The sequence below is a fragment of the Vibrio sp. La 4.2.2 genome (assembly GCF_027586995.1).
Lineage (GTDB): Bacteria > Pseudomonadota > Gammaproteobacteria > Enterobacterales > Vibrionaceae > Vibrio > Vibrio mediterranei.
Map to the genome: position 1 here is coordinate 104,256 of NZ_JAPPTJ010000008.1, position 24,300 is coordinate 128,555.

The window sequence follows — 24,300 nt, forward strand, 5'->3', positions numbered from 1 at the left end:
TGTATCCAACGAATGTGTGCACTGTAGCAACAAAAACTACAGTGCTAGTTTTCTTCTGCTGATTCTGTTTCCGCTTGTTGCTGTTGTAACTCTAAGACTTGGTTGTCAATTAGACGCGCTTTTCCTAAGAAAGCCGACATCAAAATAACCGCGTGCGTTGAATCACTGCTAATCGGTTGCAAGCTGTGTGCGTCGCGAATGAAAATTTCGTCTGGCTGAAGACCTGCTGCACGCAATTGATCACTTGCGTCTTCAACAATGGAAGCGTAATCATCACGACCACCGCGAATTGCACTGTTAATCCAACGCATGGTTTTTGCTAACACAGGTGCACGCTGGCGTTCATCCATTGTCAGATAACCATTACGTGAGCTCATTGCCAAGCCATCCATTTCACGCACTGTTGGGACACCGACAATGTCAATATTCATGGCAAGATCGCTCACCATTTGACGGATAAGCGCCAGTTGCTGGTAATCTTTTTCACCAAAGCAAGCTACGTCTGGCTGAACGATATTGAACAGCTTAGTGACGATAGTTGATACGCCTCTAAAGTGCCCTGGACGTGAAGCACCTTCAAGCATGTGAGAAATGCCTGGAACCTCAACAAAGCTCTGTTTATCCAAGCCTTGTGGGTACATAACTTCTGGTGTTGGCGTGAACAATAAGTCGACACCTTCAGCCGTCAACTTCGCCATATCTTCGTCAAGCGTGCGTGGATAGTTGTTTAAGTCATCCGCACGATCAAATTGCATCGGATTAACAAAAATGCTCGCGACGACGACATCAGCATGTTCGCGTGCTTTGCGCATTAAAGTAAGATGGCCTTCGTGCAAATTACCCATAGTAGGAACAAAGGCAATTCGACGCTGTTCGCGCTTAAGTAGTGCAATTTGCTCTCTAAGTTCAGCAATATCAGCTAAAGTTTGCATGATTCCCCCTAGGCAATCGTATGAGCGTCATCAGGGAAAGCGCCGCTTTCCACATCAGCGATGTACTTCGCGACAGCACTGCGCATATCACCAGTTTCTGCGAGGAAGTTTTTCGAGAACTTAGGCATGTAGTTCGCCGAAATACCAAACATGTCATGCATCACTAAGATTTGGCCATCAGTAGTGTTACCTGCACCGATACCAATAACAGGGACATCGAGCGCTTCTGTGATACGTTTTGCGAGCTCTTGAGGAACGCATTCCAATAGAACGATTTGAGCGCCAGCTTCTTGAAGAGCCAGTGCGTCACGTACCATTTTGTCTGCATTCTTCTGATCGCGACCTTGAACTTTATAACCACCAAAAATATTGACGCTTTGCGGCGTTAAACCTAGGTGAGCACAAACTGGAACAGCACGTTCAGTCAGCATTCTTACGGTATCAACGAGCCAATCACTGCCTTCAATTTTAACCATGTTAGCGCCTGCACGCATCAGCTTTGCCGCATTCTCACAAGCTTGCTCTGGAGTGGCATAGCTCATGAAAGGCATGTCGGCCATAAGAAGACAGTTTGGGCTGCCTGCACGTACACTACGAGTATGATAAACAACGTCTTCTACTGTTACAGGAAGTGTGTCGTTGCGGCCTTGAAGTACCATACCTAGTGAATCACCCACTAGTAGAACTGGCATTTCTTGGCTTTCAAATAAACCTGCAAAGCTCGCATCATACGCGGTTGACGTTGCAAATTTACGACCTTCTTGTTTCCATTTAACAAGATCGTTGATGGTGATTTTTTTCATTTTTAATCCTTACTTAGGGGTTGGCTACGATTGCCAAACTCTGAGCCCATTACGTGACACATTGTCCACCAGTGTTTTGAGCTCAGTCCCGTCAGGGAGTTGTAAATTTGGTGCGATTTCCAGAAGCGGATAGAGAACAAATTCTCTCTCTTTCATCCCATAATGAGGAACGGTTAGGCGCTCGGAATCGATCACCTCATTGCCATAAAGAATAATATCGAGATCAAGAGTTCTTGGGCCCCATCTCTCATCTTTACGGACACGCCCTTGTTCCAGTTCGATCGCTTGTGTGCAATCGAGGAGCTCAAGTGGCGTTAATTCGGTAGAAACTTGCGCGACAGCATTAATATAATCAGGCTGATTTTGTGGTCCCATTGGTGTGCTGCTATAAAGCGAGGAGCAAATTGTGAGCTTACTCTTTGGTAAGTGCTTAAGTGCTTCAATCGCTTCGTTAGCTTGAGCTACGGGATCTGACAGATTGCTGCCAATCGCTATAAAACAAGTGATCATTACTCAGCGCTCTTAGATTTCTTCGGTGTTCTTCTGCGACGAGAACCAGAACGAGAGCTTGAACCACCAAGGTCATTGACCATGGCTTGACGCATATTACGACCCGCTGATTGGAACGTTGCCCACCATTTTGCCAAAGCAGCTACTTCACCGCCTTCAATTTCACCACGCATTTCGAGGAAATCAAAGCCCGCTCGGAACTTGTTAAGCTCCATCAGTCGGTAAGCTCGCTTGCCTGAACGACGAGGCAGTCGCAATTGCAGTTGCCATATCTCGCGAATCGTTGCGGTATGACGGCGCGGGATCGCTGTCGATTTGACTTGTTCATCGAGGATATTATTACTAGCTTCCATGATAGCGTCGTACTCAGACATGCCTTTTGACATTAATCGAGTGGCATATTCCATCATTGGGTACCAAAGCATGGCGGCAAACATAAACGCAGGGTTTACGCGTTTACCTTCTTCGATGCGCTCATCGGTAGCATCCAACACCAAGTCTAAGACTTGCTCAGTGCGAGAAGAATACTCTTCAGTAAAGTGCGGCGCTATGATTGGGAACAATTGTTGGAATAAATTGTATTCCCTCAATAGGTGATAGGTTTCTAGTCCATACCCAGACTGTAATAGCTTTAATGACTCTTCATATAAGCGAGCAGATGGGATATCACGCAATAATGGTGCAAGTTCTTCAATCGGCGCTGCTGTGTCTTCTTCAATGTCAAAATCTAATTTGGCAGCAAAGCGTATAGCGCGCAGCATACGCACTGGATCTTCGCGGTAGCGAACTTCAGGCTCACCGATAAGACGAATTAAACGATCTTCTAGATCTTCCATTCCACCTGCATAGTCGTGAATGGAGTAGTCGCCGATGTTGTAATACATCGCATTGATTGAGAAATCACGACGCTCTGCATCTTCATCAATAGAACCATAGACATTGTCGCGCAGTAGCATGCCTTCTTTGCTCTGTTGAGAAACGTTTTTCTCTTGTTCTTGATGGTGTCCACGGAAGGTAGCGACTTCAATAATATCGCGACCGAACATAATGTGTGCAAGACGAAAACGTCGACCAATGAGACGACAATTCCTAAATAGTTTTTTGATCTGCTCTGGCGTTGCGTTAGTGGCTATATCAAAATCTTTAGGTTGTTCTCCAAGCAGCAGATCGCGCACGCCGCCGCCAACGAGATATGCGTCATATCCTGCACCATTAAGGCGATATAAGACTTTTAACGCATTTTCGCTGATCTGCTTGCGCGAGATGTTGTGTTCGTCTCGGCTATAAGTCTGCAATGAAAGCTCGTGATAGACCGGTTGAACTTTTTGAGAATTTTCTTTTTTATTCATAATATTAACGCAATTTAGGTTCGCGAAATGACGCAGTTTTGGCGTACATTCCGTGCCTGACGCATGAAATTTGCCGCTTATGATAGCTTAGAGAGCCTCATTTGAGAATGGCGGTTTGATTTTGAGCTTATTTGGCAGTTGTAAAAGCTGCCAGTTTTCCACGCCCCACTGGATGATAGTCTCTATGTTTTCTGTTTCAATATGGCTATCAATGTTGAAACCAAGAAAACGCATTGCATTGAGTAATGTGGGTCTTGGATTATCTAAATCAATAGCGGTGGCATGATTTTGTTTGGATAACTTGTTGCCATTATCATCAATTGCCAGCGGAAGATGCAGGTAGCTTACTGGTTCCACCTCTAATGTCTTATATAAGCTGATTTGACGACCTGTCGGCTCAATAAGGTCAGCACCGCGAACAACTTCAGTGATGTTCTGGTAAATATCATCGAGCACCACCGCAAGGTTGTAGGCAAACAACCCGTCACGACGCTTAATAATGAAGTCTTCTTCAGCTAAAGCTCTAGGGATGTCCAGTTGGCCATATCGTTGGTCGATAAAGGATTCAACCGGGTGGTGCATTTTGAGACGGACTGCGCACTGATCGCTTGCACTCAGTGCTTTATCACGACACGTACCTTGGTAGTATCCACCTAGTGCTTTTATTTGCTTTCTGGTGCACTCACACAAATAAGCTTGCCCTTGATGTAGCCAATGGTCGATTTGAGCCTGATAAGCCTCCAACCGAGAGCTTTGGTAAAGAACATCACCATCCCAATGCAATTGATAGGCTTCCAATGTTTTTAAGATAAGCGAGGCTGCCCCAGTCACTTCACGCGGAGGATCAATGTCTTCTATTCGAACTAACCACTGACCTGAATGGCTTTTGGCTTGGAAATAACTTCCCAGAGCGGCAATTAAGGAACCAAAATGGAGTGGACCTGAGGGAGAGGGGGCAAATCGACCTATGTACATAGTATTAGTTTCGTATGAAGTAGTGGATCAAAAAAGGGAGCGTTTGCTCCCTTTTCTTATCGCTTATTAGCCTTGCATTTGTCTTTCTTTGATCTCTGCAAGAGTCTTACAGTCGATACATAAATCGGCAGTAGGACGAGCTTCTAAACGACGGATACCGATTTCGATACCACAAGATTCACAGAAGCCAAACTCGTCTTCTTCAATCTTGTTTAGTGTCTTCTCAATCTTTTTGATTAAGCGACGTTCGCGGTCACGGTTGCGAAGTTCGAGACTGAACTCTTCTTCTTGTGACGCGCGGTCAACGGGATCAGGAAAGTTAGCTGCTTCGTCTTGCATGTGGTGCACAGTTCGATCAACTTCTTCCCTAAGTTGGTTGCGCCAAGCGCTCAAAATTTTTGTAAAGTGATCCATTTGAGCTTGTGACATGTATTCTTCACCAGCTTTCTCTTGATATGGTTCAACACCTGCAATGGCTAGGATGCCTAGCGCTTTTTTCTTAGTTTCTGGCATGCAGCATCTCCTACTTACACCTAGTCAACTGTGCGTACAGTTAATTTTAAGGCGGGTATCTATAGCAAAAAGAAATGCTGGTGGCAAATGAAGTTTGTTAAAGTTCTTATCAATGTGAAGTGAAATCACTTTTAGCTGAAATCGACCTTCGATAAGAGCGTAATTTCATTATCAAAAAACGCTGCCTTGTAACAAATTACCTCTACCCCTGCTTTCTCTGCTTGCTTGAGTAATTGTGAATATTTCGCATCTATATGGTGTGCCGCTGACACTTTTTCAATCCCTGAATGCAAAACAGCGAAAAATAATACAGCTCGATGTCCGGTTTGAACCATTTCTGTGAGCTCTCGCAAATGCTTTTGTCCTCTTGTGGTTTGTGCATCTGGAAAGTAGCCCTGACCGGTGGTGCTTGCATCATCAAGCAGTGTGACACTTTTTACTTCAATGTAGCAATCTGCGCGATCACTATCTTGTAATAAAATGTCGATTCTGCTGTTTTCTTGACCATACTTCACCTCGGTTCTCAACGATTGATAACCATTAAGCTCCTCAACAATGCCATTTTCTATTGCTTCAACAACTAAAGTATTAGCCCTAACCGTATTAACGCAAATTTTATGACCTGAGACGGTTTCCGTTAGCTCCCAACTATTAGGGTATTTTCGCTTTGCATTGTCAGAGGTGGAGTACCAAACGGTAGATTCTGGGTCGGCGCAACCAGTCATTGCCCCGGTGTTTGCGCAGTGAATAGTGATCTGTTCTTTGTTGCTTAAATGGATATCAGCAAGAAAGCGTTTGTATCGTTTTATTAGCTTTCCTTGCTTTAAAGGAGGATCAAAGTGCATTTCGAGGCCATTTTTTATTAGAATGAGTGGCCACATTACAACATAAGGTCAAAGCGTTGTCACAGCTCCCTATAGAACAAGTGTTGCCTTCAATATTTGAAGCGATTTCCTCATCGAATCAGATCATACTCAAGGCGGCGACTGGTGCCGGTAAGTCAACGTACTTTCCTGAAAAGCTTGTTGAAAGTGGACTGATAGACGGCAAAATTATCATGCTCGAACCGCGACGTATTGCGGCCAGGAATATAGCCATGTACGTAGCGTCGCAGCGTAGTGAAACGGTTGGTCAAACCGTAGGATACCGAGTACGTGGTGAGAGTAAGGTAAGCAAGGATACAAAGTTAGAAGTTGTGACAGAGGGCATCTTAACCCGTATGCTGCAAGACGACCCAGAGTTGACGGGTGTTGGTGCGATTATCTTTGATGAGTTTCATGAGCGCAGCCTGCATGCCGATACCGCACTCGCTTTTTCCCTTGAAAGCCAAGAGGCGCTGCGAGATGACTTGAAGCTGATTGTGATGTCTGCAACGTTGGAAGCCAATGACCTTCAACGTGTATTACCAACAGCAACCTTTATAGAATCCAGTGGACGCTCTTTCCCAGTGGAAACCCATTATGTGCCAATGAGCCGTAATGATAATCTGCCAATGTTTATGGCAAAACAAATAGAGAACCTGATGCTACGTGAGTCAGGTTCTTTGCTGGCTTTTTTACCGGGCGTTGGCGCCATCAAAAGAGTTGAAGAGCTTTTGAGCCAATCTGGTATCGAAGCAGATGTCTGTCCTTTATATGGGCAGTTGGATTTTAAAGCGCAGCAAAAGGCTATCCAGCCAGCTAAATCCGGGACACGAAAAGTCGTTCTTGCTACCAATATCGCTGAAACTTCCCTAACCATTGAAGGTATTCGCCTCGTCGTAGATTCGGGTTTAGAAAACCAATCTTGGTTTGATTTAAAGACCGGTGTTTCGAGACTTGAACAAACCCGCATTGCACAGTCCTCCGCGATTCAAAGGGCAGGACGTGCAGGTCGAATTGAGCCTGGGCTTTGTGTACGTTTATATAGTGAAGCTCAGTTCAACTCACAACCTGAGCAAAGTACGCCAGAAATTCTACGTAGTGACTTGTCCGCATTGCAATTAGAACTGACCAAGTGGGGCTGCTCTGATGCAATGGATTTAGCTTGGATAGACCCTCCTAAGTCCACGCATCTACAGCAAGCCCAGTCGCTTCTTAGCAAGCTGAAACTTATCGATGAGAAGGGCAAGCAAACCGCACTTGGACATCAAGCTCATGAGTTGGGTGTTGAGCCTCGCCTTGCTAGCATGTTGCTACAGGCTAAGCAGTTAGGGTCTAAGACGCTCAATGTGGCAATAGCCGTATGCTGCCTGATTGAAGAGCCCGAACGTAATGAGCTGGATCTTACCCGTTCATTAACGCGCTGGCAGCAAGGCACTCACTCTCGCCGTGGCCCTCTTTCCCAAAGAGCTTCTGTATTGGCGCAACGTTTATCGCATCGTTTTGTTTTAGAGGTGATGAATGAATCTTTACTCGGATTTGTCGCAGTGCTCGCATTCCCAGATAGAATAGCGGCAAGTCGCAGTGCTGCATCGGGAAACTATTTGTTAGCAAATGGGCATGGAGCAAGTGTCGATAATCAGCAACCATTAGCGAAGTCACTTTACTTGGCCGTTGTTGATTTAATGAAAACCGGTCAGGGAAGTAGTCAGATTTTTAAGGCGTTGCCGCTGGATATTGAGCTGCTTTCGACAACAGCACCGCAATTAATTGATGAACTCTCTGTGGTGGATTGGGATGATCAGAAAGGTCGCTTAGTTGCCAGTGAACAACGAAAAATTGGCGCGATTGTTTTGCATCACAAAGAGATTCCCGTTCCAGAAAAAGCGGATGTTGAAGCTGCGCTGCTTGGCTATGTTAAGCGTAAAGGCTTAGCTGCGTTAGACTGGAGCTCTGACGCGCAAGCGCTTTGTACGCGCGTCATATGTGCTTCGGACTGGCTCCCAGATGAAGGTTGGCCGGATATGTCTGAGCAAGCATTGTTCGACGAGCTTGAGACGTGGTTATTACCCTTCATGACTGGCATCAAGAATGCCAAACAACTTAAGAAGTTGGATGTAATGGCCGCATTACAAGCCCGCTTAGGTTGGGATAAACAACAACGACTCAATGAGTGGCTCCCGACACATTTGGTGGTTGCCTCTGGCGGAAGAAAGAAAATACATTACCAAGTTGGTGAAGCTCCGACGTTGTCGGTGAAGTTGCAAGAAATGTTTGGCGAAAAGTCGTCACCTACTATTGCGCTAGGGAAACAAGCGATTGTGTTAGAACTGTTATCTCCAGCTCAACGTCCGTTGCAGATAACCAGAGACTTGGCGGCATTTTGGCAAGGTGCCTACAAAGAAGTACAGAAAGAGATGAAGGGGCGTTACCCGAAACATCCTTGGCCTGATGACCCAATGAATCATCAGGCAACGAGTAAAACTAAAAGACAATTGAATTCATGACAGTAACGAAAAAGTTGGCACCTAGTGGTAAAAAGCCAACACCAAGAAAGACCACCACAAAATCGGCTCCTAAATCGAAAGCCAAAAGCAGCAAACCTAAGCGTAAGCCGAGTCGGAAAAAACCGAAACAAGGGTGGGGGAAACGCCTGTTCTCAATCGGTTGGAAACTGGCTTTGGTTGGCGTGGTCGCTCTTGGCGCGGTGTTTTACTATCTTGATCAAGTGGTTAAAGAGCGCTTTGAAGGCAATTTATTCGAGTTGCCAACAGTGGTTTATGCTCGTGTGCTCAATCTGTCTGTCGGCGACAACATCACGATAGCTCAGCTACGTAATGAACTGGACGTATTGAACTATCGTAAGGTATCTCAACCGCGCCATCCAGGAGAGTATTCCTCGTCTTCCACCAAGATAGAACTGATTCGCCGTCCCTTCGAATTTGCCGACGGTCCAGAGCCTGATCGTCATGTGATGTTATATTTCAACGATGGATCATTGTCTCGTATTCAGTCGTTGGAAAAGAAAGGGGATCTTGGCTTTCTAAGAATTGAACCCAAGATGCTTGGGATGCTCGAGAAAAAAGCCGATGAACAACGGTTGTTTTTGAGACGTGATCAATTTCCAGAGATCATGATCGATGCGTTATTAGCAACGGAAGATCGTGATTTTTACCAACATGATGGTATCTCTCCTACTGCCATAGCACGCGCGTTTTTTGCTAACATTCGTGCTGGCCGTACGGTACAAGGGGGCAGTACGTTAACACAACAGTTGGCTAAAAACCTGTTCCTCACCAGTGATAGAACCTTATGGCGTAAAGTAAGAGAAGTGTTTATCGCACTCATTCTTGATTATCGCTATAGCAAAGACCAAATCTTAGAAGCATATTTAAATGAAGTTTACCTTGGCCAAAGCCGCGGTGAGGCTATTCATGGTTTTGGGCTAGCGTCTCGTTTGTATTTTGGTCAGCCACTACAAGAGTTGAGAATTGACCAGCTTGCGTTATTGGTGGGTATGGTAAAAGGGCCATCGTACTACAACCCTATTCGTCATCCAGAGCGAGCTAAGCAGCGCAGAGACTTAGTGCTGCGTTTAATGATGGATCAGAACATGCTGACCGGACGTGAGTTTGAAATGGCAGCCTCTCGTGATCTCGACTTGCAGAACAATCCACAAATTGCGAGCCGCCAACCAGCGTATTTTCAGCAGCTTAACCGTGAGCTGAATAGCAAGCTAGGCGATAAGCTACGTGGTGGCAAAGGCATTCGAATCTACACCTCTCTGGATCCTGTTTCACAGGACAAGTTAGAAAAGGCCATTGCTAAGCGGGTACCTCAGTTAGAGAAAACCTCCGGCAAAGGGCTTGAAGCCGCTGCCGTAGCGGTGGACAGAAATACTGGCGAAATCCGCGCTATGGTGGGTGGTAAGCGCACTGGTTACAGTGGTTTTAACCGAGCGTTGAATGCGAGCAGGCCAATCGGGTCGTTAGTTAAGCCTGCAGTCTATCTAACTGCGTTAGAACAGCCGCAGAGCTATGATTTGGCATCGACTCTAAAAGACACTCCAATTACATTGAAAGGCAGTCAAGGTAATGTTTGGCAACCACGAAACTACGACCGTAAGTTCCGTGGTGATGTGCCGCTCTATCAAGCGCTTGCAAAATCCCTTAATGTACCGACAGTGCGTTTAGGGATGTCTCTCGGCATCAAGCCAGTTTCTGAGACATTAGTACGATTAGGCGTAGATGCGAATGAGATCAGGCCTGTTCCATCCATGTTCCTTGGTTCGCTGTCGTTGACGCCATATCAAGTGGCGCAGATGTTCCAGACCATCGCTAACTCAGGACGACAAGCTGAGCTATCGGCTTTACGTTCAGTCGTTACTGTAGAGGGGGAAGTGCTCTATCGATCTCTACCAAAAGCCCAACAGAAGGTCCCTCAGCAAGCAGCATGGCTTACCACCTTTGCGATGAAAAAAGGGGTAGCTGAGGGAACAGGACGTTATCTGAATAGTCAGTTTGCATGGGCAGCACTGGCAGGAAAAACGGGTACTAGTAATGACACTCGTGATAGTTGGTTTGTTGGTGTCGATGGACGAGAGGTAACGACAATTTGGGTCGGGCGTGATGATAACAAGTCGACTAAACTCACAGGGTCTAGTGGTGCATTACGAGTGTATTCTGACTATTTGAAAGCTCGAATTCCGGAGAAGTTAACATTACCTTGGCCTAAGAACATCAGCATGATTGGTTTCTCTAAACAGCGTAGCGGTGCACTGGAACTTGATTGCGGAAGCCAATTTGAATTACCCGTCTGGGATGAAGGTGGAAAACTCAAAGCGTCCTGTGACAACCAACCCAAACAGTGGATAAAAAACCTGTTTGATTGGTGATTTCAACTACGTTTAATTATGAAGAGAATTTGCTAATTACCTGATATATTGGATTAACCATAATAAAAAGCGCTTTTAGGGATGAATGTGAAACGCCTGACTCAGTGGCTAGTAGCCGTCGCTCTCCTGTCCAGCAGTGGATGGGTGTTAGCAACCGAAAATACCGATAACAACGCAAAGGAACTTGACCGTCCTAAGATAGGATTGGTTTTGGCAGGCGGTGGCGCGAAAGGGGCTGCGCACATTGGTGTTCTAAAAGCACTAGAAGAAATGCAGATTCCTGTTGATATCATCACGGGCACGAGCATGGGGGCCTATGTGGGTGGCCTTTATGCTACCGGGATGAGTGCCGATGAGATTGAAAGCTTCATCTATACCGTGGATTGGAATAATGGATATCGCGACCGCGTTAGCCGCAGTCAACGCCGAGTTCGCGATAAGGAGTCGGAAGACCGCTATCAAATTCGCACCGATATCGGTTTACATTTTGGCTCGATAGAAGCCCCAAAAGGGGTGGTACAAGGCCAGAATATGTTACGCATTCTGCGCAAAACTACGGGCAACCTTCCTGAGTTTAAATCGTTTGATGACTTGGCCATTCCTTATCGTTCGGTAGCGACGGATATACTAAAACTTGAACCTGTTGTACTGGATAAAGGTTATCTAGTGGACGCAATGATGGCGAGTATGTCGGTGCCGGGCGCACTACCTCCTTATGAGCTAGATGGCTATTTACTGGTTGATGGTGGGGTGACCAATAACATGCCTGTCGAGCTGGCGAAGCAAATGGGTGCGGATATTATCATCGCGGTTGATATCAGTAGTGATTACAAAACCCGAGAGGATTTCAGTAGCTTCTTAACTGTTGGCGAACAGCTATCCAATTATTTGGTACGCCGCAGTACAGAAGAGCAAATGCAAGCTCTGGATGACAACGACATCTTAATGCATCCAGATGTGGGACAGATCGCTACCACCGATTTTTCAGCGATGCCGAAAGCGTATGACTTAGGGTATCAAGCGGCTTATCGTAATGAGAAACAGCTTAAAGCTCTGACCGTAAACAGTGCTAAGTTTCAGCAATACATCGATGCCAAACAGTTAGCACGTAAAAAGTTGGTGTACGGTGATGAGAACGTAGTCGATAAGATAGTGATCAATAACCAGAGTCACTACAGTGATGAGTTAATCAAAAGCCGTCTGGGGCTGGAAGCGGGTGAGATTCTAGAAACTGATGAGATAGAAAAGCATATCGAGGAGCTCTATGCGCTCGATCGTTTTGAATTGATCACATACCGTTACGATGATAAAGGCGATGAAACAGATCTTGTTGTCGATGTAAAAGAGAAATCTTGGGGTCCAAATTATATGGACTTTCGTTTCTACCTTGAAGAAGACTTCAATGCGAACAGCTTCTATTCGATCGGTGTTACCACTAACTTTACCGACTTGAACGATCGCGGGGCAGAGCTGAGAGTGAACGCGGACTTTGGTACTGACAAGCGAGTGGAAGCAGAGGTCTACTCGCCATTCATGTTCAATCAAGACTTTTTCTTGTTAGGTGGCCTTCGCTACAACAGCGACAAGCGAAATGTGCTCTGTCAATTAAACTCCAGCGGGGATGGTTGCATGGAGCCAGCTCTTGAAGGCAATGCTGATTTTATTCCAGTATCGTATCGCGAGTGGGAAGGAGAGTTTGCGGTTGGTTATCAACCAGCGCTATGGCAAGAAGTGAAAATTGGTGCAAGGTATACGACTGGTGAATCGTATGTATCACCTTTACCTTCTGCTGGTACGTTTGATTTTGATCGTCGAGGTATTTTTGCCAACTACAAACTGGACACGTTAGATGATTATAGTTTGCCGACAAAAGGCTGGTTGGTGAATTTAGAGTATTTGCTATCGAGAGACAGTGGCGACCAAAACATCCAAACTGAACCTTCAGAATTTTCTGATAACGCCTACGAAATTAGCATTGCTACTAAATATGCAAAAACCTTTAATCGTAATACCTTAGTCGGCTCGTTCGATTACGAAATGATCGAGACGGAAAACGACTCATTGCCAGTGAGCCCAAGAGAACTTGGTGGCTTTTTGAATATGTCGGGTATTCCTCGTAATAGTTTGATTGGCCAGAACAAGCTCTATGGTAGTCTCGTGTATCGCTATCGCTGGTTCGATAACGACTTTGGCATGTTCCAATCCCCAGTTTACTTAGGAGCAAGTGCTGAGTACGGCGGTGTCTGGGATGGCGACCGTTCGTTGTCTAATGCGCCACTGTATCTGGCAGGGTCGGTCTTTGCTGGCATAGACTCTCCTGTCGGGCCTATTATGCTGTCTTATGGTCAAGTAGAAACAGGGTTACGCTCGTTCTATTTGATTATTGGAGCTGCTTATTAAACGTCATTATCACTCCAGATTATGTTGAATATAAATACTCTAAATGAAGGGTAGTATTGCAGCGACCTGCTGCAACTTTAGTCGCAAAATGCTTGTTTTTACTCAAACTTGCAATGTTGGTCAAAATGATAAGATTTTAATCTAACGTTAAATTTGCTATCCTTCGCCCCACAGTTTGGCCTCTCTGGCACTGCTGATTCAGTTACTTGATGACGAGATAAGGCGAGGGAGAGCCAAGTTTCCAAGGATGTCCACTCCTAATTCTAATTATTAAGGAGGGACCGCAATGAGAGGAAAAAGTCGTGCTTGAAGCCTACCGTAAACACGTCGAAGAGCGTGCTGCCGAAGGAGTTGTCCCAAGACCCCTAGATGCCGAACAAGTTGCTGGACTTGTTGAGCTATTAAAGAACCCACCTCAGGGTGAAGAAGAGTTTATTCTAGACCTCCTCGAGAACCGTATTCCACCTGGTGTTGATGAAGCTGCTTATGTTAAAGCAGGTTTTCTGACGGCTGTAACTAAGGGCGAAGTAGAATCGCCACTAGTGAGCCGTGAAAAAGCAGCTGAACTCCTAGGCACCATGCAAGGTGGTTATAACATTGAATCACTGATTGCCTTGCTTGACGATGCAGCGCTAGCGCCAATTGCCGTTAAAGCACTGTCTCATACGCTACTAATGTTTGACGCTTTCTATGATGTTGAAGAGAAAGCAAAAGCAGGCAATGCTTACGCGAAACAAGTCCTAACCTCTTGGGCAGAGGCAGAATGGTTCCTGTCTAAGCCAGAACTACAAGAGAAAATTACGTTGACAGTATTTAAGGTGACGGGTGAAACCAACACTGATGATCTGTCTCCTGCTCCTGATGCATGGTCTCGTCCAGATATTCCAGTACACGCCCTAGCGATGTTGAAAAACGTACGCGATGGCATTGAACCTGATCAACCAGGTTCAATCGGCCCAATCAAACAAATTGAAGCACTTAAAGGCAAAGGCCATCAACTTGTTTATGTTGGTGACGTGGTAGGTACAGGTTCTTCTCGTAAATCAGCAACCAACTCTGTGCTGTGGTTTATGGGTGATGACATTCCAAACGTACCAAATAAGCGTGCTGGTGGTTATGTATTAGGTGGCAAGATTGCGCCAATCTTCTTCAACACAATGGAAGATGCAGGGGCACTGCCAATCGAAGTGGATGTAACTAAGCTGAACATGGGTGACGTGATTGACGTGTATCCATACCAAGGCAAAGTATGTAACCACGATTCAGGTGAAACCCTAGCAGAGTTTGCACTAAAAACAGACGTACTGATTGATGAAGTTCGTGCTGGTGGTCGTATTCCACTGATCATTGGTCGTGGTCTAACAGACCGTGCTCGCCAATCTCTAGGCCTTGAGCCGTCAGAAGTTTTCCGCCGCCCAGTAGCTGTTGAAGAGTCAGATGCTGGCTATACATTGGCTCAGAAGATGGTTGGTAAAGCCTGTGGCGTTGAAGGTGTTCGTCCGGGGACTTACTGTGAGCCGAAGATGACGACGGTTGGTTCTCAAGATACGACAGGCCCAATGACGCGTGATGAACTAAAAGACTTAGCATGTCTAGGCTTCTCTGCAGACCTAGTAATGCAGTCATTCTGTCACACCTCAGCGTATCCAAAACCAGTCGATGTGAATACTCATCATACACTGCCTGATTTCATCATGAACCGTGCCGGTGTTTCACTGCGTCCAGGTGATGGTGTTATCCACTCTTGGTTAAACCGTATGCTTCTACCTGATACCGTTGGTACAGGTGGTGACTCACATACTCGTTTCCCTCTTGGTATTTCTTTCCCAGCAGGTTCTGGCCTGGTCGCGTTTGCTGCGGCAACCGGTGTTATGCCTCTTGATATGCCAGAATCTATCCTTGTTCGCTTTAAAGGTGAAATGCAGCCAGGCATCACACTTCGTGACCTTGTTCATGCGATTCCTTACTATGCGATTCAGCAAGGTCTATTGACGGTTGAGAAAGCCGGTAAGATCAACGAGTTCTCTGGTCGTATCCTAGAGATTGAGGGCGTTGAACATCTAACTGTTGAACAAGCATTCGAACTTTCTGATGCTTCGGCTGAGCGTAGTGCTGCAGGTTGTACCGTTAAACTGTCTCAAGAGTCCATCGAAGAGTACTTGAACTCAAACATCACTATGCTTAAGTGGATGATTTCAGAAGGCTATGGTGACCGTCGTACTATCGAACGTCGTATTGTTGCAATGCAAGAGTGGCTGGCTAACCCAGAACTAATGCAAGCGGATAGCGATGCAGAATACGCTCATGTTATCGAGATTGATCTTGCAGACGTGACGCAGCCAATCCTTTGTGCACCAAATGACCCAGATGATGCTCGTTTACTTTCTGAGGTGCAAGGGACAGAAATCAACGAAGTCTTCATTGGTTCTTGTATGACTAACATTGGTCACTTCCGCGCTGCTGGTAAGTTACTTGATAAGTACAATGGTCAACTAGATACTCGTTTATGGATTGCTCCGCCAACGAAAATGGACCGTGACCAGCTAACAGAAGAAGGCTACTACGGTATCTTTGGTCGCGCTGGGGTTCGTATCGAAACACCGGGATGTTCTTTGTGTATGGGTAACCAAGCGCGTGTGGCTGACGAAGCGACAGTTATGTCTACGTCGACTCGTAATTTCCCGAACCGTCTTGGTACTGGTGCTAATGTATACCTTGCGTCAGCTGAACTTTCTTCAGTCGGTGCAATCCTAGGTAAGATTCCAACGAAAGAAGAATACCTAGAGTACATGAAGCAGATTGACCCAACGGCAGCAGATACATACCGCTATCTAAACTTCCACCGTATGGGCCAGTACACAGAGAAAGCAGACACAGTCATCTTTCAAGAGCCTGCTTAATGGTGAATTATAGAGCTTGCTAAGAGCTCTATACTGAATAAAAAAACGGCCACTTTGAGTGGCCGTTTTTTTATGCGCTGAGTTAGTGATTTGCTCTAGGCTAATTGGTCAGCAACTTTTGCAGCTTGTCGCGCAGAGCAATAATATGGTCACGCTCTGGGCCTTGACGGTGACAATGGTCGAGTATGTATTCTACGGAGCTGAGTACTGTGCGCCAACGAGGTGTTTTAGGTAACGTCTCTAAGCGCAAATATTTATCCAATGTGCGCGTTTGCAAGGTACTGCGGTCCAAGTAAACACGCCACAAGCCACTTTGTTCAGCAAAGGCAAATTTGCTTTGTCCAGTAACACTTTCCCAATACTCCAGCGCATTGGTCATGGTATCTACCAATAACTCGCGCATCAATTCAGGACGAGACTTCTCTTCATCGACGGCTTTATCCGCTAATTGAGTAAATTCTCCGCCCAGCTCTTTGAGTTCCAGCAGTTTCGCCTTATCACCTTCAATCGCATATCGAGATAACGCATCAATAGCGGTTTCTAGGTTCTTCACGCGCGTTTGATCTAGGGACTGCCCTTGTTCGAATATGTAAATGCTCTTTAACCCCGAACCTTCAGGTAAGGTGAGAATATCGGTGTTTATATGTTGGCGTACATCATCGACAAAAATATCGATATCGCCGCAATAATGCTCCTGAGACAAGTGAATAAATTTAGGCGCAATTAGCTCTTCAACATTGGAGCGTTTGAGCTGTTCAACACTGCGTTTAAACATACGTCCGGCACTTTGGTTAGCAAACTGTACCTTGAGGTCTTCTCTGATGCATAGAATCGCTTCCGGCGCACTATCGAGTTGCTCGATCAAGCGCCCTTGTGTTTCTAACAAACTTGCTTCAACCAGCGCACGTTGCTTGATTTCATACTTGAGAAGTTGATTTTCGGCGCGTCTCTCTTCAGCTTTGCTTGCTTGAAGGTGAGCGGCGATGCGTGCCGCTAGCTCCGGCTTACTGAACGGTTTTGCAAGGTAGTCATTGGCACCGAGCTCAAAACCACGAACTCTGTCTTCTGATTGATTCAAAGCAGTGAGCATAATGATAGGCAGCGCGGCATGATCGTATTGTTCACGAATGGTTTCACACACTTCAAAGCCACTCATTCCAGGCATCATAATATCGAGTAGCAGTAAGTCTGGTTTTTCATGCTCAATGATATCCAGTGTTTCTAAGCCATCTTTGGCCAATTTCACTTGATAGCCTTCTAGTCTTAAAAAGCTCTCTAGGATACGTAAATTCACTGGCTCATCATCCGCGACAAGCAACACTGGTCCATCAGGATTCTCTGGAAGGACTTCCTCTTCTTCGGGATTGATCTCAGTCGGCTCGGCGATATGGAAGTGACTATTTTGTCCTAATTGAGACATATGCTCTATTTCTTCCTGTGTCGCTAAAGGAAGGGTGAAGCTGAACGTGGTGCCAACATGAGGCTGACTACTGACATAAAGAGAACCGCCCATTAACTCAATAAGCTGTCGACTTATCGATAAGCCAAGCCCTGCACCTTGGCGGTAGTGACCTGAATCATGGCCAGCTTGAACCAACGGCTCGAAAATATGTTCAAGCTGTTGAGCAGGAATCCCTTGGCCGGTATCCACAACTTGCACTCGAATATGATCATCCATGGCGGTGGCCGATAATACGATCTTACCTTCATTGGTGTATTTGATGGCATTACCTACAAGGTTATAAAGTACCTGTTCTAAGCGCTGTGGGTCGGCTGAGACATAAGGCAATGGTTCGAGGACTTGATTGATAATTCGAATCTTCTTTTCACCAAGCAAGTGATGTGACAGCTCCAAGACCAGCTGTGTTGCACCGGTTAAGCTGATAGCAGAACGTTCAATATCTAAGTTGCCGTAACGCATCTTGTGATAATCGAGAAGATCGTCCACCAATCCAGCAAGGCGCTGGCCACTGTTAACAATGATATCAAGCTGATACTTATGGTTGGCGCCAATTGGTCCATTGGCACCAGAGATCATTGCCTCTGCAATCCCAATCATGCCGTGAAGTGGAGTGCGAAGTTCGTGAGAGGTGGTTGCAAGGAATTCATCTTTCAGCTTGTTTGCTAGCTGTAATTCTTCGTTTTGCTTTTTAATCGTGACTAAATTCTGCTCTAGCTCTTGGTTCTGACTCTTAATGAGCTCGATCTTCTCTTTTATTGAGCGCCTCATACGCTCGAAACTCAGAGCCAATCGGCCAATCTCATCTTTACGGTCTGCGCTAATAATCGAAGGTTCTAAGTCTCCACCAGAGGCTCTTTCGGCTGCCCAAGTAAGCTTAAGCAGTGGAGAAGTAATGAAGTTAGAAAGGTAGTGTGAAGCAATGACAACCAGCACAATCGCGGTCAGCATTGCAATAACAAACAGTTTTTCTAGTTGCTTAACGCTAGCAAAAGCGATGGCCTCTGGTGTTTCGGCAACCAGTGCCCAATTGGTTTCATTGAGTTGAATAGGAGTGAATGCCGCAAAGTAGTCTTCGCCTTTGGCATTGGTGTAGCTACCCACCATGGTGAGACCCGATAAGGCTTGTGAGATAACTTCGTTGCTGTTGTCTATGGTGTCTTGTTCAAGCCCAAGTATCTTGGCGGCATGGTCACTACCGACCAGCAGCAGCTTAATATCATCTGGTTTGCCGTCAGTGATGAGTTTAGTGATTCCTTTGATGGGAAGCCTGAACATGGCATAACTGTGAAGATAACCTTGCTGGATAATCGGTGCACCAAGCCAAGCGTACTGTTGGTCATCTTGTAGGGCAAAATCGGAAATAACAACCGGGGTGTACTCTTCGTTTTCTTTGCGTTTGTGAGTGACTTCTGATTTCAAACGATCAAAGGTTTCGCCAAGGATCTGAGTTGAAAACTCGCCCGTTTCTAAATTTGTGCCGTAATAACGATTTTTATAGACGGAGTAGGTGACGTTGCCTGCAAGATCGACCAGTATGATGTCATCAAAGTCTGAGCGTTTCAGGTGCTCCATAAACGCCCTATGATAGCGCTTGTGTAGAAGACGGTAGCGCTCACTTCCTACATAACTACTAGAGTCTGGAAGGATTGCGGTTTTTACTTGATTGCCTGAACCTTGAATATAGCGTTCTTGCGCATGTTCTCTTGCTTGTTCTATATCGTCACCGAGGCGCTGAAACGCATTAACCAGTCCATAGAATCGCCCACCACTGGCATAAGCTAGCTCTGAACGTACAAATCCCATGACTTCAGACTCTTGAGCTTGAAAGTAGTTGATCAACTGCTGTTTTTTAGTATCTCTTATCGATACCAGATGAGAGGTACTTTGATCTTTTAGATCCTGACTGTGTGCGTTGAGAAAGAATAGAGCGATGACCGTCAAGGGCGTAATGCTGAGCACCAAAAAAGCCATCATCAAGGTGTTTTGCAGTCGCTTGAATTTCTGTTTTCGATACAACTTGAACATATTTATCGCTTAGCTCTCGGTATGACGAATTAAGAAAGAGTTAACCTTAGCAATTTAATGACTTTTTTTTCTTTGACAAGTAAGTTGGCGATAAACCGTGTTGAGTAACACAAAAATAACGTATGCAATCAGCTTTGTGGTGTAAGAAAGGGCCTAATGAAGCGAGTTATTTAAATGAATTCAATTGGTTGGTGAAAGGGTTGAGAATACCAACCAATTGGATTCTTGATGACTTATTTTGTTGCGTGATAGATAGCAAACTTACGATTTTTATCGACAGTGTGACAGTGACCAAATTGCTGCTCAATAATAGGGGGGTATTTGAGGAAGCTATTGGCGACAATCATTAACTGCCCTTTGCTATTCATATAGTTAGGTGCGACAGACAATAAGGTTTCTGTTGCTGAATAACTGGTATCTAAGCCAGCGTGAAACGGTGGATTACTGATAATAAAGTCGAGTCCTGGGGTGACATCGGAGTAGACGTCTGACGCAAATACCTGCCCTTCTAAATTATTCGCTAATAGAGTTTGCCTGCTTGATTCAATGGCAAATGCATTGATATCACACATATTGAGTTCAATATCGTTATATTTTAGCCCCATGTAAGCGCCAATAACACCGGCACCACAACCAAAGTCGAGCACTTTACCTTTCAGTTCAGGTAGGTTGTTTAGGAGCAACTGACTACCACTATCAAATTCACCGTGACTGAAGACGCCTGGCAGGCTTTTAACTGTGATGGGTAATCCATTGAGCTCTACTTGGTAGCTTTTAAACCAGTTTTTAAGCTCAAATGACTCGGGGGCTGACTGACACATGCCCCAGTAAAATGAGCAACGTCGAGCTGAGTCATATTTGTTCATTGGTCCGTAAGGCTTGAACATTTTTTCGATGCTCTTTACGCCAGAGCGATTTTCACCTACAACAGCAATCTCAGTGTTGTTGCCAAGTTTTGCTAGTGCCATTTCGAGTAGCATTTGCGCTTCGGCTTTCGCTTTTGGCCAGTAGAGTAAAATCATATCGGCATCAATGTCACTCGATAATGAAGCGCCGAACAACGTCGTGATTTTACTTGAAGAGCTTAACATGCGGTAGGTGATGTAATTACTGGTAAATACTGTCACCTTGTCGCAGTGTTTACTAAGCTCGACAGGGAACTGATCTTCTATTTCGCCGATGACCAATACACGCTTTTGTGCGAAGTATTCGAGTTGCCTTTCCGCGATTTGACTAGGTGCGATGTAGGTTGCCATGACGAGTTATCTCTGGAAGTAAAAAGGGAGGGGATTCTCTCACAAAGCCCTCCCTGAAAAAAGTGTCTAGCTGTTATCTTGTCCGTCTAAGAAGTCTTTAAATTCTTCTTCGTACATATTGAACAGAACCATAGTGATGGCAAAGATAAGAGGGCCGTAAATTAATCCAATTAAGCCAAATAGATGAATACCACCTAAGAGAGAGAAGAATATCATCAGAGTATTCATACCCGCACTGCCCTGCATTAGCAGCGGGCGTAGTACGTTATCAATAGAGCCTACGACGGCGATGCTCCAGACGGCTAAGAACAAGCCCCACGTGGTATCGCCGGTAATGAGCAAGTAAGCGGTAGCTGGTATCCATATAAGTGCGGTTCCTACAACAGGAATAAAGGACGCAAAGCCCATCATTGTGCCCCAAAACAGCCCGGGGAAACCTGCCATCCACATACCAAAACCACCTGCGGCTCCTTGAGCTATTGCGGTCAAGAATGAACCCATGACCGCTGATTTCGACACTTTTTCAATCTCATTCAATAGGCGGTCTTCTTGACTGCGCGAGAAAGGCAGAATATGGCGAATCGCAGCGATGATTTTGTCGTGGTCACGCAATAGGAAAAACAGAACAAACAACATCAAGAAGAAGTTCATCAGGAAGTTTGTTGCGTCACCAAGAATTTTTGCACTAGTCGCAACTAAGTTCGAACCTAGCGAAGTCGCAAACTCAGCCGCTTTCTGAGCAATATCTTGAGCGTTAATTGCGTCAAAAGGTAGGTAGTCATTGATAAAAGACAACCCTTTCTTTACCCAAGGGTGGGCGATAACCTCTTGAATACCACCGCCAGTGACCCATTGATACATGTTTTGAGAAAACACGGAACCCTGTTGAACGATAGCACTAAACACTAAAAGTAGAGGCATGACGATAATAAACGTCAATACAATACATGAGAGCAAGGCGACGACGTTTTTGTGCTTCGGCATTTTGCTCTCAATCCACTCATGAATCGGGAACATCAACAGAGAAAGGATGAACGCCATAACAATGGAGTTCATATAGGGTTCAACTAATAAATAACAAGCAAACGCTGCAAACAGAAGGGCAAGGATAAGTACCCAGTGGCTAGCAGTCACATTCATTTTATTCTTCACAACGTTTCCTCAGACCTTCTTAAAGAAGGGGTAATGACTTTATGACAAACACCTACAGACGAGGCGTTTTTACTTAGTTATAGTGGTCATATAATGGACGCAAAATGTTGATCGATCAACGTTAATTACTTTTCATTCATGGGCTTTACGGAGGGGATATGGGGTGTTGTAGCGACGACAAGAAGTGTCAATCGAATAAGCGTCAAAAACGTGCTATTCCTTGGTTTTCTCTGACCATTGCAGTGCTCATTATTCTGGCATTGTTTAATTGGCAGGCATAAAAAAGGGCTGATTAATCAGCCCTTAAGATATTTTTCAATGCTTGCTTATGCTTCGCTAGCAATGATGGCGAAACAGCGATCAGCTGCTTCTAATGTCGCATCGATTTCTTTAGAGCCGTGTGCCAACGATGTGAAGCTGGCTTCAAATGCTGATGGGGCTAGGTAAACACCGTGGTCTAGCATTAAGTGGAAGAAGCGTTTGAAACGTTCAACATCACACTTAGCAACCTCTTCATAGCAAGTGATAGTTTCTTGCTCAGTGAAGAAGAAGCCGAACATGCCACCTACTTGGTTCACGACTAGTGGTACACCGTGTTTGTCAGCAAGTTGCTTAAAGCCATCAGCGAGTTGTTTAGTCTTGTTCGCTAGGCGTTTTTCATTGCCTTCTTCAGAAAGTAGCGTCAAACAAGCGTAACCAGCCGCCATCGCAATTGGGTTGCCTGATAGCGTACCTGCTTGATAAACAGGACCTGTCGGTGCAATGTATTGCATCACTTCTTTACGACCACCGAAAGCACCAACTGGCATACCACCACCAATGATTTTACCTAGCGTGGTTAGGTCTGGTTTAATGTTGTAATGTGCCTGTGCGCCACCTTGAGCAACACGGAAACCTGTCATTACTTCATCAAAAATAAGTAGAGCACCTTCCTCATCGCAAATTTGACGTAGACCTTCATGGAAACCCTCCACTGGCGGAATACAGTTCATATTGCCCGCAACAGGCTCAACGATAATACAAGCGATTTCGCCTTTGTTTGCTTCAAACAGAGCCTTAACAGAATCTAGATCGTTGAAACGTGCCGTCAGTGTATATTTAGCAAAGTCAGCTGGTACACCTGGAGAGCTTGGTTGTCCAAGTGTTAGTGCACCTGAACCTGCTTTAACCAATAAACTATCAGCATGACCGTGGTAGCAACCTTCGAATTTAAGAATTTTGTCACGACCAGTGTAGCCACGCGCTAGACGAATCGCACTCATGGTTGCTTCTGTACCAGAACTAACCATGCGCAGTTGTTCCATTGATGGCACCAACTTGCGAACTAATTCCGCCATGTTGATTTCCATTTCAGTTGGTGCACCGAAACTTAATCCACGTTGTGCTGCATCTATCACAGCATCACGAATTGCAGCGTGGTTGTGGCCTAGAATCATAGGACCCCATGAACCTACGTAATCAATGTACGCTTTACCATCAGCATCAAAAATCAATGGACCATCGGCACGTTCGATAAAAATAGGTGAACCACCTACGCCGTTGAAGGCACGAACCGGAGAATTAACACCGCCCGGGATGGTCTGTTGCGCTTTTTCATACAGCTCAGCTGATTTGGTCATGGAAAGTTCCTCTTTGCTTGTTCGGACCAAGTTGAGCAGCATTGTACATCTCCGCACAGATTCTAGTAGTGTTTTGAGCACATTTTCGTAAATTAGCGTTTGAATCTGCTGTAAAGCTAATTTGCTTTTGCGTAATACTTGAACGAAGCAGTCAGGTATTAGATAATCTGGTGCAATAACTTTAAAAATTATATGCAAGGTCTGGTGAGCAACTGGGCCGTCGTTTTTCATCGCAGGGGATATCTGCCCATCATTAGGTTGTGGTAGGGTGTTATTTGCGATTGAGTAGCAAGAGAGGTTCCCGTGAGTGATGTAGCTATTCCTTTAGATTTTTCAGATGCCGCGGCAACGCGTGTACAGACCCTAATTGCAGAAGAAGAAAACCCACAGCTTAAGCTTCGCGTTTATATTACGGGTGGCGGTTGTAGTGGATTCCAATATGGCTTTACGTTTGATGAGAACGTGAACGAAGGTGACACGACTATTGAGAAATGTGGTGTAACTCTAGTGGTTGATCCAATGAGCCTGCAGTATTTAGTTGGTGGTGTGGTTGATTATACTGAGGGACTAGAAGGTTCTCGTTTCTTCGTGAATAACCCAAATGCGACCACAACCTGTGGCTGTGGCGCATCTTTTAGCGTATAGCAAAT

The 24,300-nt window shown here is 45.4% G+C and carries 17 protein-coding genes; 6 read left to right on the forward strand and 11 right to left on the reverse strand.

The window, feature by feature from the left end:
* Positions 1-44 precede the first annotated feature (44 nt).
* The 7 genes from panC to sfsA form a co-directional block, all read right to left on the reverse strand.
* Positions 45-932, reverse strand: coding sequence for a pantoate--beta-alanine ligase (gene panC, locus OH456_RS18640; RefSeq protein WP_124940254.1), 888 nt, complete (start codon positions 930-932; stop codon positions 45-47).
* Between the two features lie 8 nt (positions 933-940).
* The gene (gene panB, locus OH456_RS18645; protein ID WP_006072660.1) at positions 941-1,735 is read right to left on the reverse strand and encodes a 3-methyl-2-oxobutanoate hydroxymethyltransferase; all 795 of its coding nucleotides are present in this window, start codon (positions 1,733-1,735) and stop codon (positions 941-943) included.
* A gap of 24 nt (positions 1,736-1,759) precedes the next feature.
* Positions 1,760-2,245, reverse strand: coding sequence for a 2-amino-4-hydroxy-6-hydroxymethyldihydropteridine diphosphokinase (gene folK, locus OH456_RS18650; RefSeq protein WP_006072661.1), 486 nt, complete (start codon positions 2,243-2,245; stop codon positions 1,760-1,762).
* On the reverse strand, positions 2,245-3,594 hold the full coding sequence (gene pcnB / locus OH456_RS18655) for a polynucleotide adenylyltransferase PcnB (RefSeq protein ID WP_006072663.1): 1,350 nt from the start codon (positions 3,592-3,594) through the stop codon (positions 2,245-2,247). Before pcnB ends, folK begins: the two co-directional genes overlap by 1 nt.
* A gap of 87 nt (positions 3,595-3,681) precedes the next feature.
* On the reverse strand, positions 3,682-4,569 hold the full coding sequence (gene gluQRS / locus OH456_RS18660) for a tRNA glutamyl-Q(34) synthetase GluQRS (RefSeq protein ID WP_270034033.1): 888 nt from the start codon (positions 4,567-4,569) through the stop codon (positions 3,682-3,684).
* A 66-nt stretch (positions 4,570-4,635) separates the two neighbouring features.
* Positions 4,636-5,082, reverse strand: coding sequence for an RNA polymerase-binding protein DksA (dksA, locus tag OH456_RS18665; protein WP_006072667.1), 447 nt, complete (start codon positions 5,080-5,082; stop codon positions 4,636-4,638).
* Positions 5,083-5,213: 131 nt separating this feature from the next.
* Positions 5,214-5,927 carry a DNA/RNA nuclease SfsA gene (sfsA, locus tag OH456_RS18670; RefSeq protein WP_270034034.1) on the reverse strand — a complete coding sequence of 238 codons (714 nt, stop codon included), beginning with the start codon at positions 5,925-5,927 and terminating at the stop codon, positions 5,214-5,216.
* 56 nt (positions 5,928-5,983) lie between these two features.
* Between sfsA and hrpB the strand changes: the two genes are divergently transcribed.
* The 4 genes from hrpB to acnB all read left to right on the forward strand — a co-directional run bounded on the left by hrpB (position 5,984) and on the right by acnB (position 16,136).
* Positions 5,984-8,449, forward strand: a complete 2,466-nt coding sequence (gene hrpB, locus OH456_RS18675) for an ATP-dependent helicase HrpB (protein WP_270034058.1) — start codon at positions 5,984-5,986, stop codon at positions 8,447-8,449.
* Complete coding sequence (gene mrcB / locus OH456_RS18680; protein ID WP_270034035.1) at positions 8,446-10,836, forward strand: penicillin-binding protein 1B; 2,391 nt, start codon at positions 8,446-8,448, stop codon at positions 10,834-10,836. The genes hrpB and mrcB overlap by 4 nt, the downstream gene beginning before the upstream one ends.
* Positions 10,837-10,917: 81 nt before the next feature.
* Positions 10,918-13,236, forward strand: a complete 2,319-nt coding sequence (locus tag OH456_RS18685; protein ID WP_270034036.1) for a patatin-like phospholipase family protein — start codon at positions 10,918-10,920, stop codon at positions 13,234-13,236.
* A gap of 302 nt (positions 13,237-13,538) precedes the next feature.
* Positions 13,539-16,136, forward strand: coding sequence for a bifunctional aconitate hydratase 2/2-methylisocitrate dehydratase (gene acnB, locus OH456_RS18690; RefSeq protein WP_038224012.1), 2,598 nt, complete (start codon positions 13,539-13,541; stop codon positions 16,134-16,136).
* A 100-nt stretch (positions 16,137-16,236) separates the two neighbouring features.
* Here acnB and OH456_RS18695 read toward each other — a convergent pair whose 3' ends face one another.
* The 3 genes from OH456_RS18695 to OH456_RS18705 all read right to left on the reverse strand — a co-directional run bounded on the left by OH456_RS18695 (position 16,237) and on the right by OH456_RS18705 (position 22,019).
* Positions 16,237-19,623, reverse strand: coding sequence for a response regulator (locus tag OH456_RS18695; protein ID WP_239914114.1), 3,387 nt, complete (start codon positions 19,621-19,623; stop codon positions 16,237-16,239).
* 233 nt (positions 19,624-19,856) lie between these two features.
* Positions 19,857-20,879 carry a 16S rRNA (guanine(1207)-N(2))-methyltransferase RsmC gene (gene rsmC / locus OH456_RS18700; RefSeq protein ID WP_270034037.1) on the reverse strand — a complete coding sequence of 341 codons (1,023 nt, stop codon included), beginning with the start codon at positions 20,877-20,879 and terminating at the stop codon, positions 19,857-19,859.
* Positions 20,880-20,945: 66 nt separating this feature from the next.
* Positions 20,946-22,019, reverse strand: coding sequence for an AI-2E family transporter (locus OH456_RS18705; RefSeq protein WP_006072681.1), 1,074 nt, complete (start codon positions 22,017-22,019; stop codon positions 20,946-20,948).
* Positions 22,020-22,189: 170 nt separating this feature from the next.
* On the opposite strand from OH456_RS18705, the gene OH456_RS18710 reads away from it, so the two are divergent.
* Entirely contained in the window at positions 22,190-22,312 is a 123-nt protein-coding gene (locus OH456_RS18710) for a hypothetical protein (RefSeq protein WP_261359919.1), read from the forward strand.
* Positions 22,313-22,357: 45 nt separating this feature from the next.
* Here the strand turns inward: OH456_RS18710 and hemL are convergent, their stop codons facing one another.
* Positions 22,358-23,650, reverse strand: coding sequence for a glutamate-1-semialdehyde 2,1-aminomutase (gene hemL / locus OH456_RS18715; RefSeq protein ID WP_006072683.1), 1,293 nt, complete (start codon positions 23,648-23,650; stop codon positions 22,358-22,360).
* A gap of 303 nt (positions 23,651-23,953) precedes the next feature.
* On the opposite strand from hemL, the gene erpA reads away from it, so the two are divergent.
* Entirely contained in the window at positions 23,954-24,295 is a 342-nt protein-coding gene (gene erpA, locus OH456_RS18720; protein WP_006072684.1) for an iron-sulfur cluster insertion protein ErpA, read from the forward strand.
* Positions 24,296-24,300: the final 5 nt, after the last annotated feature.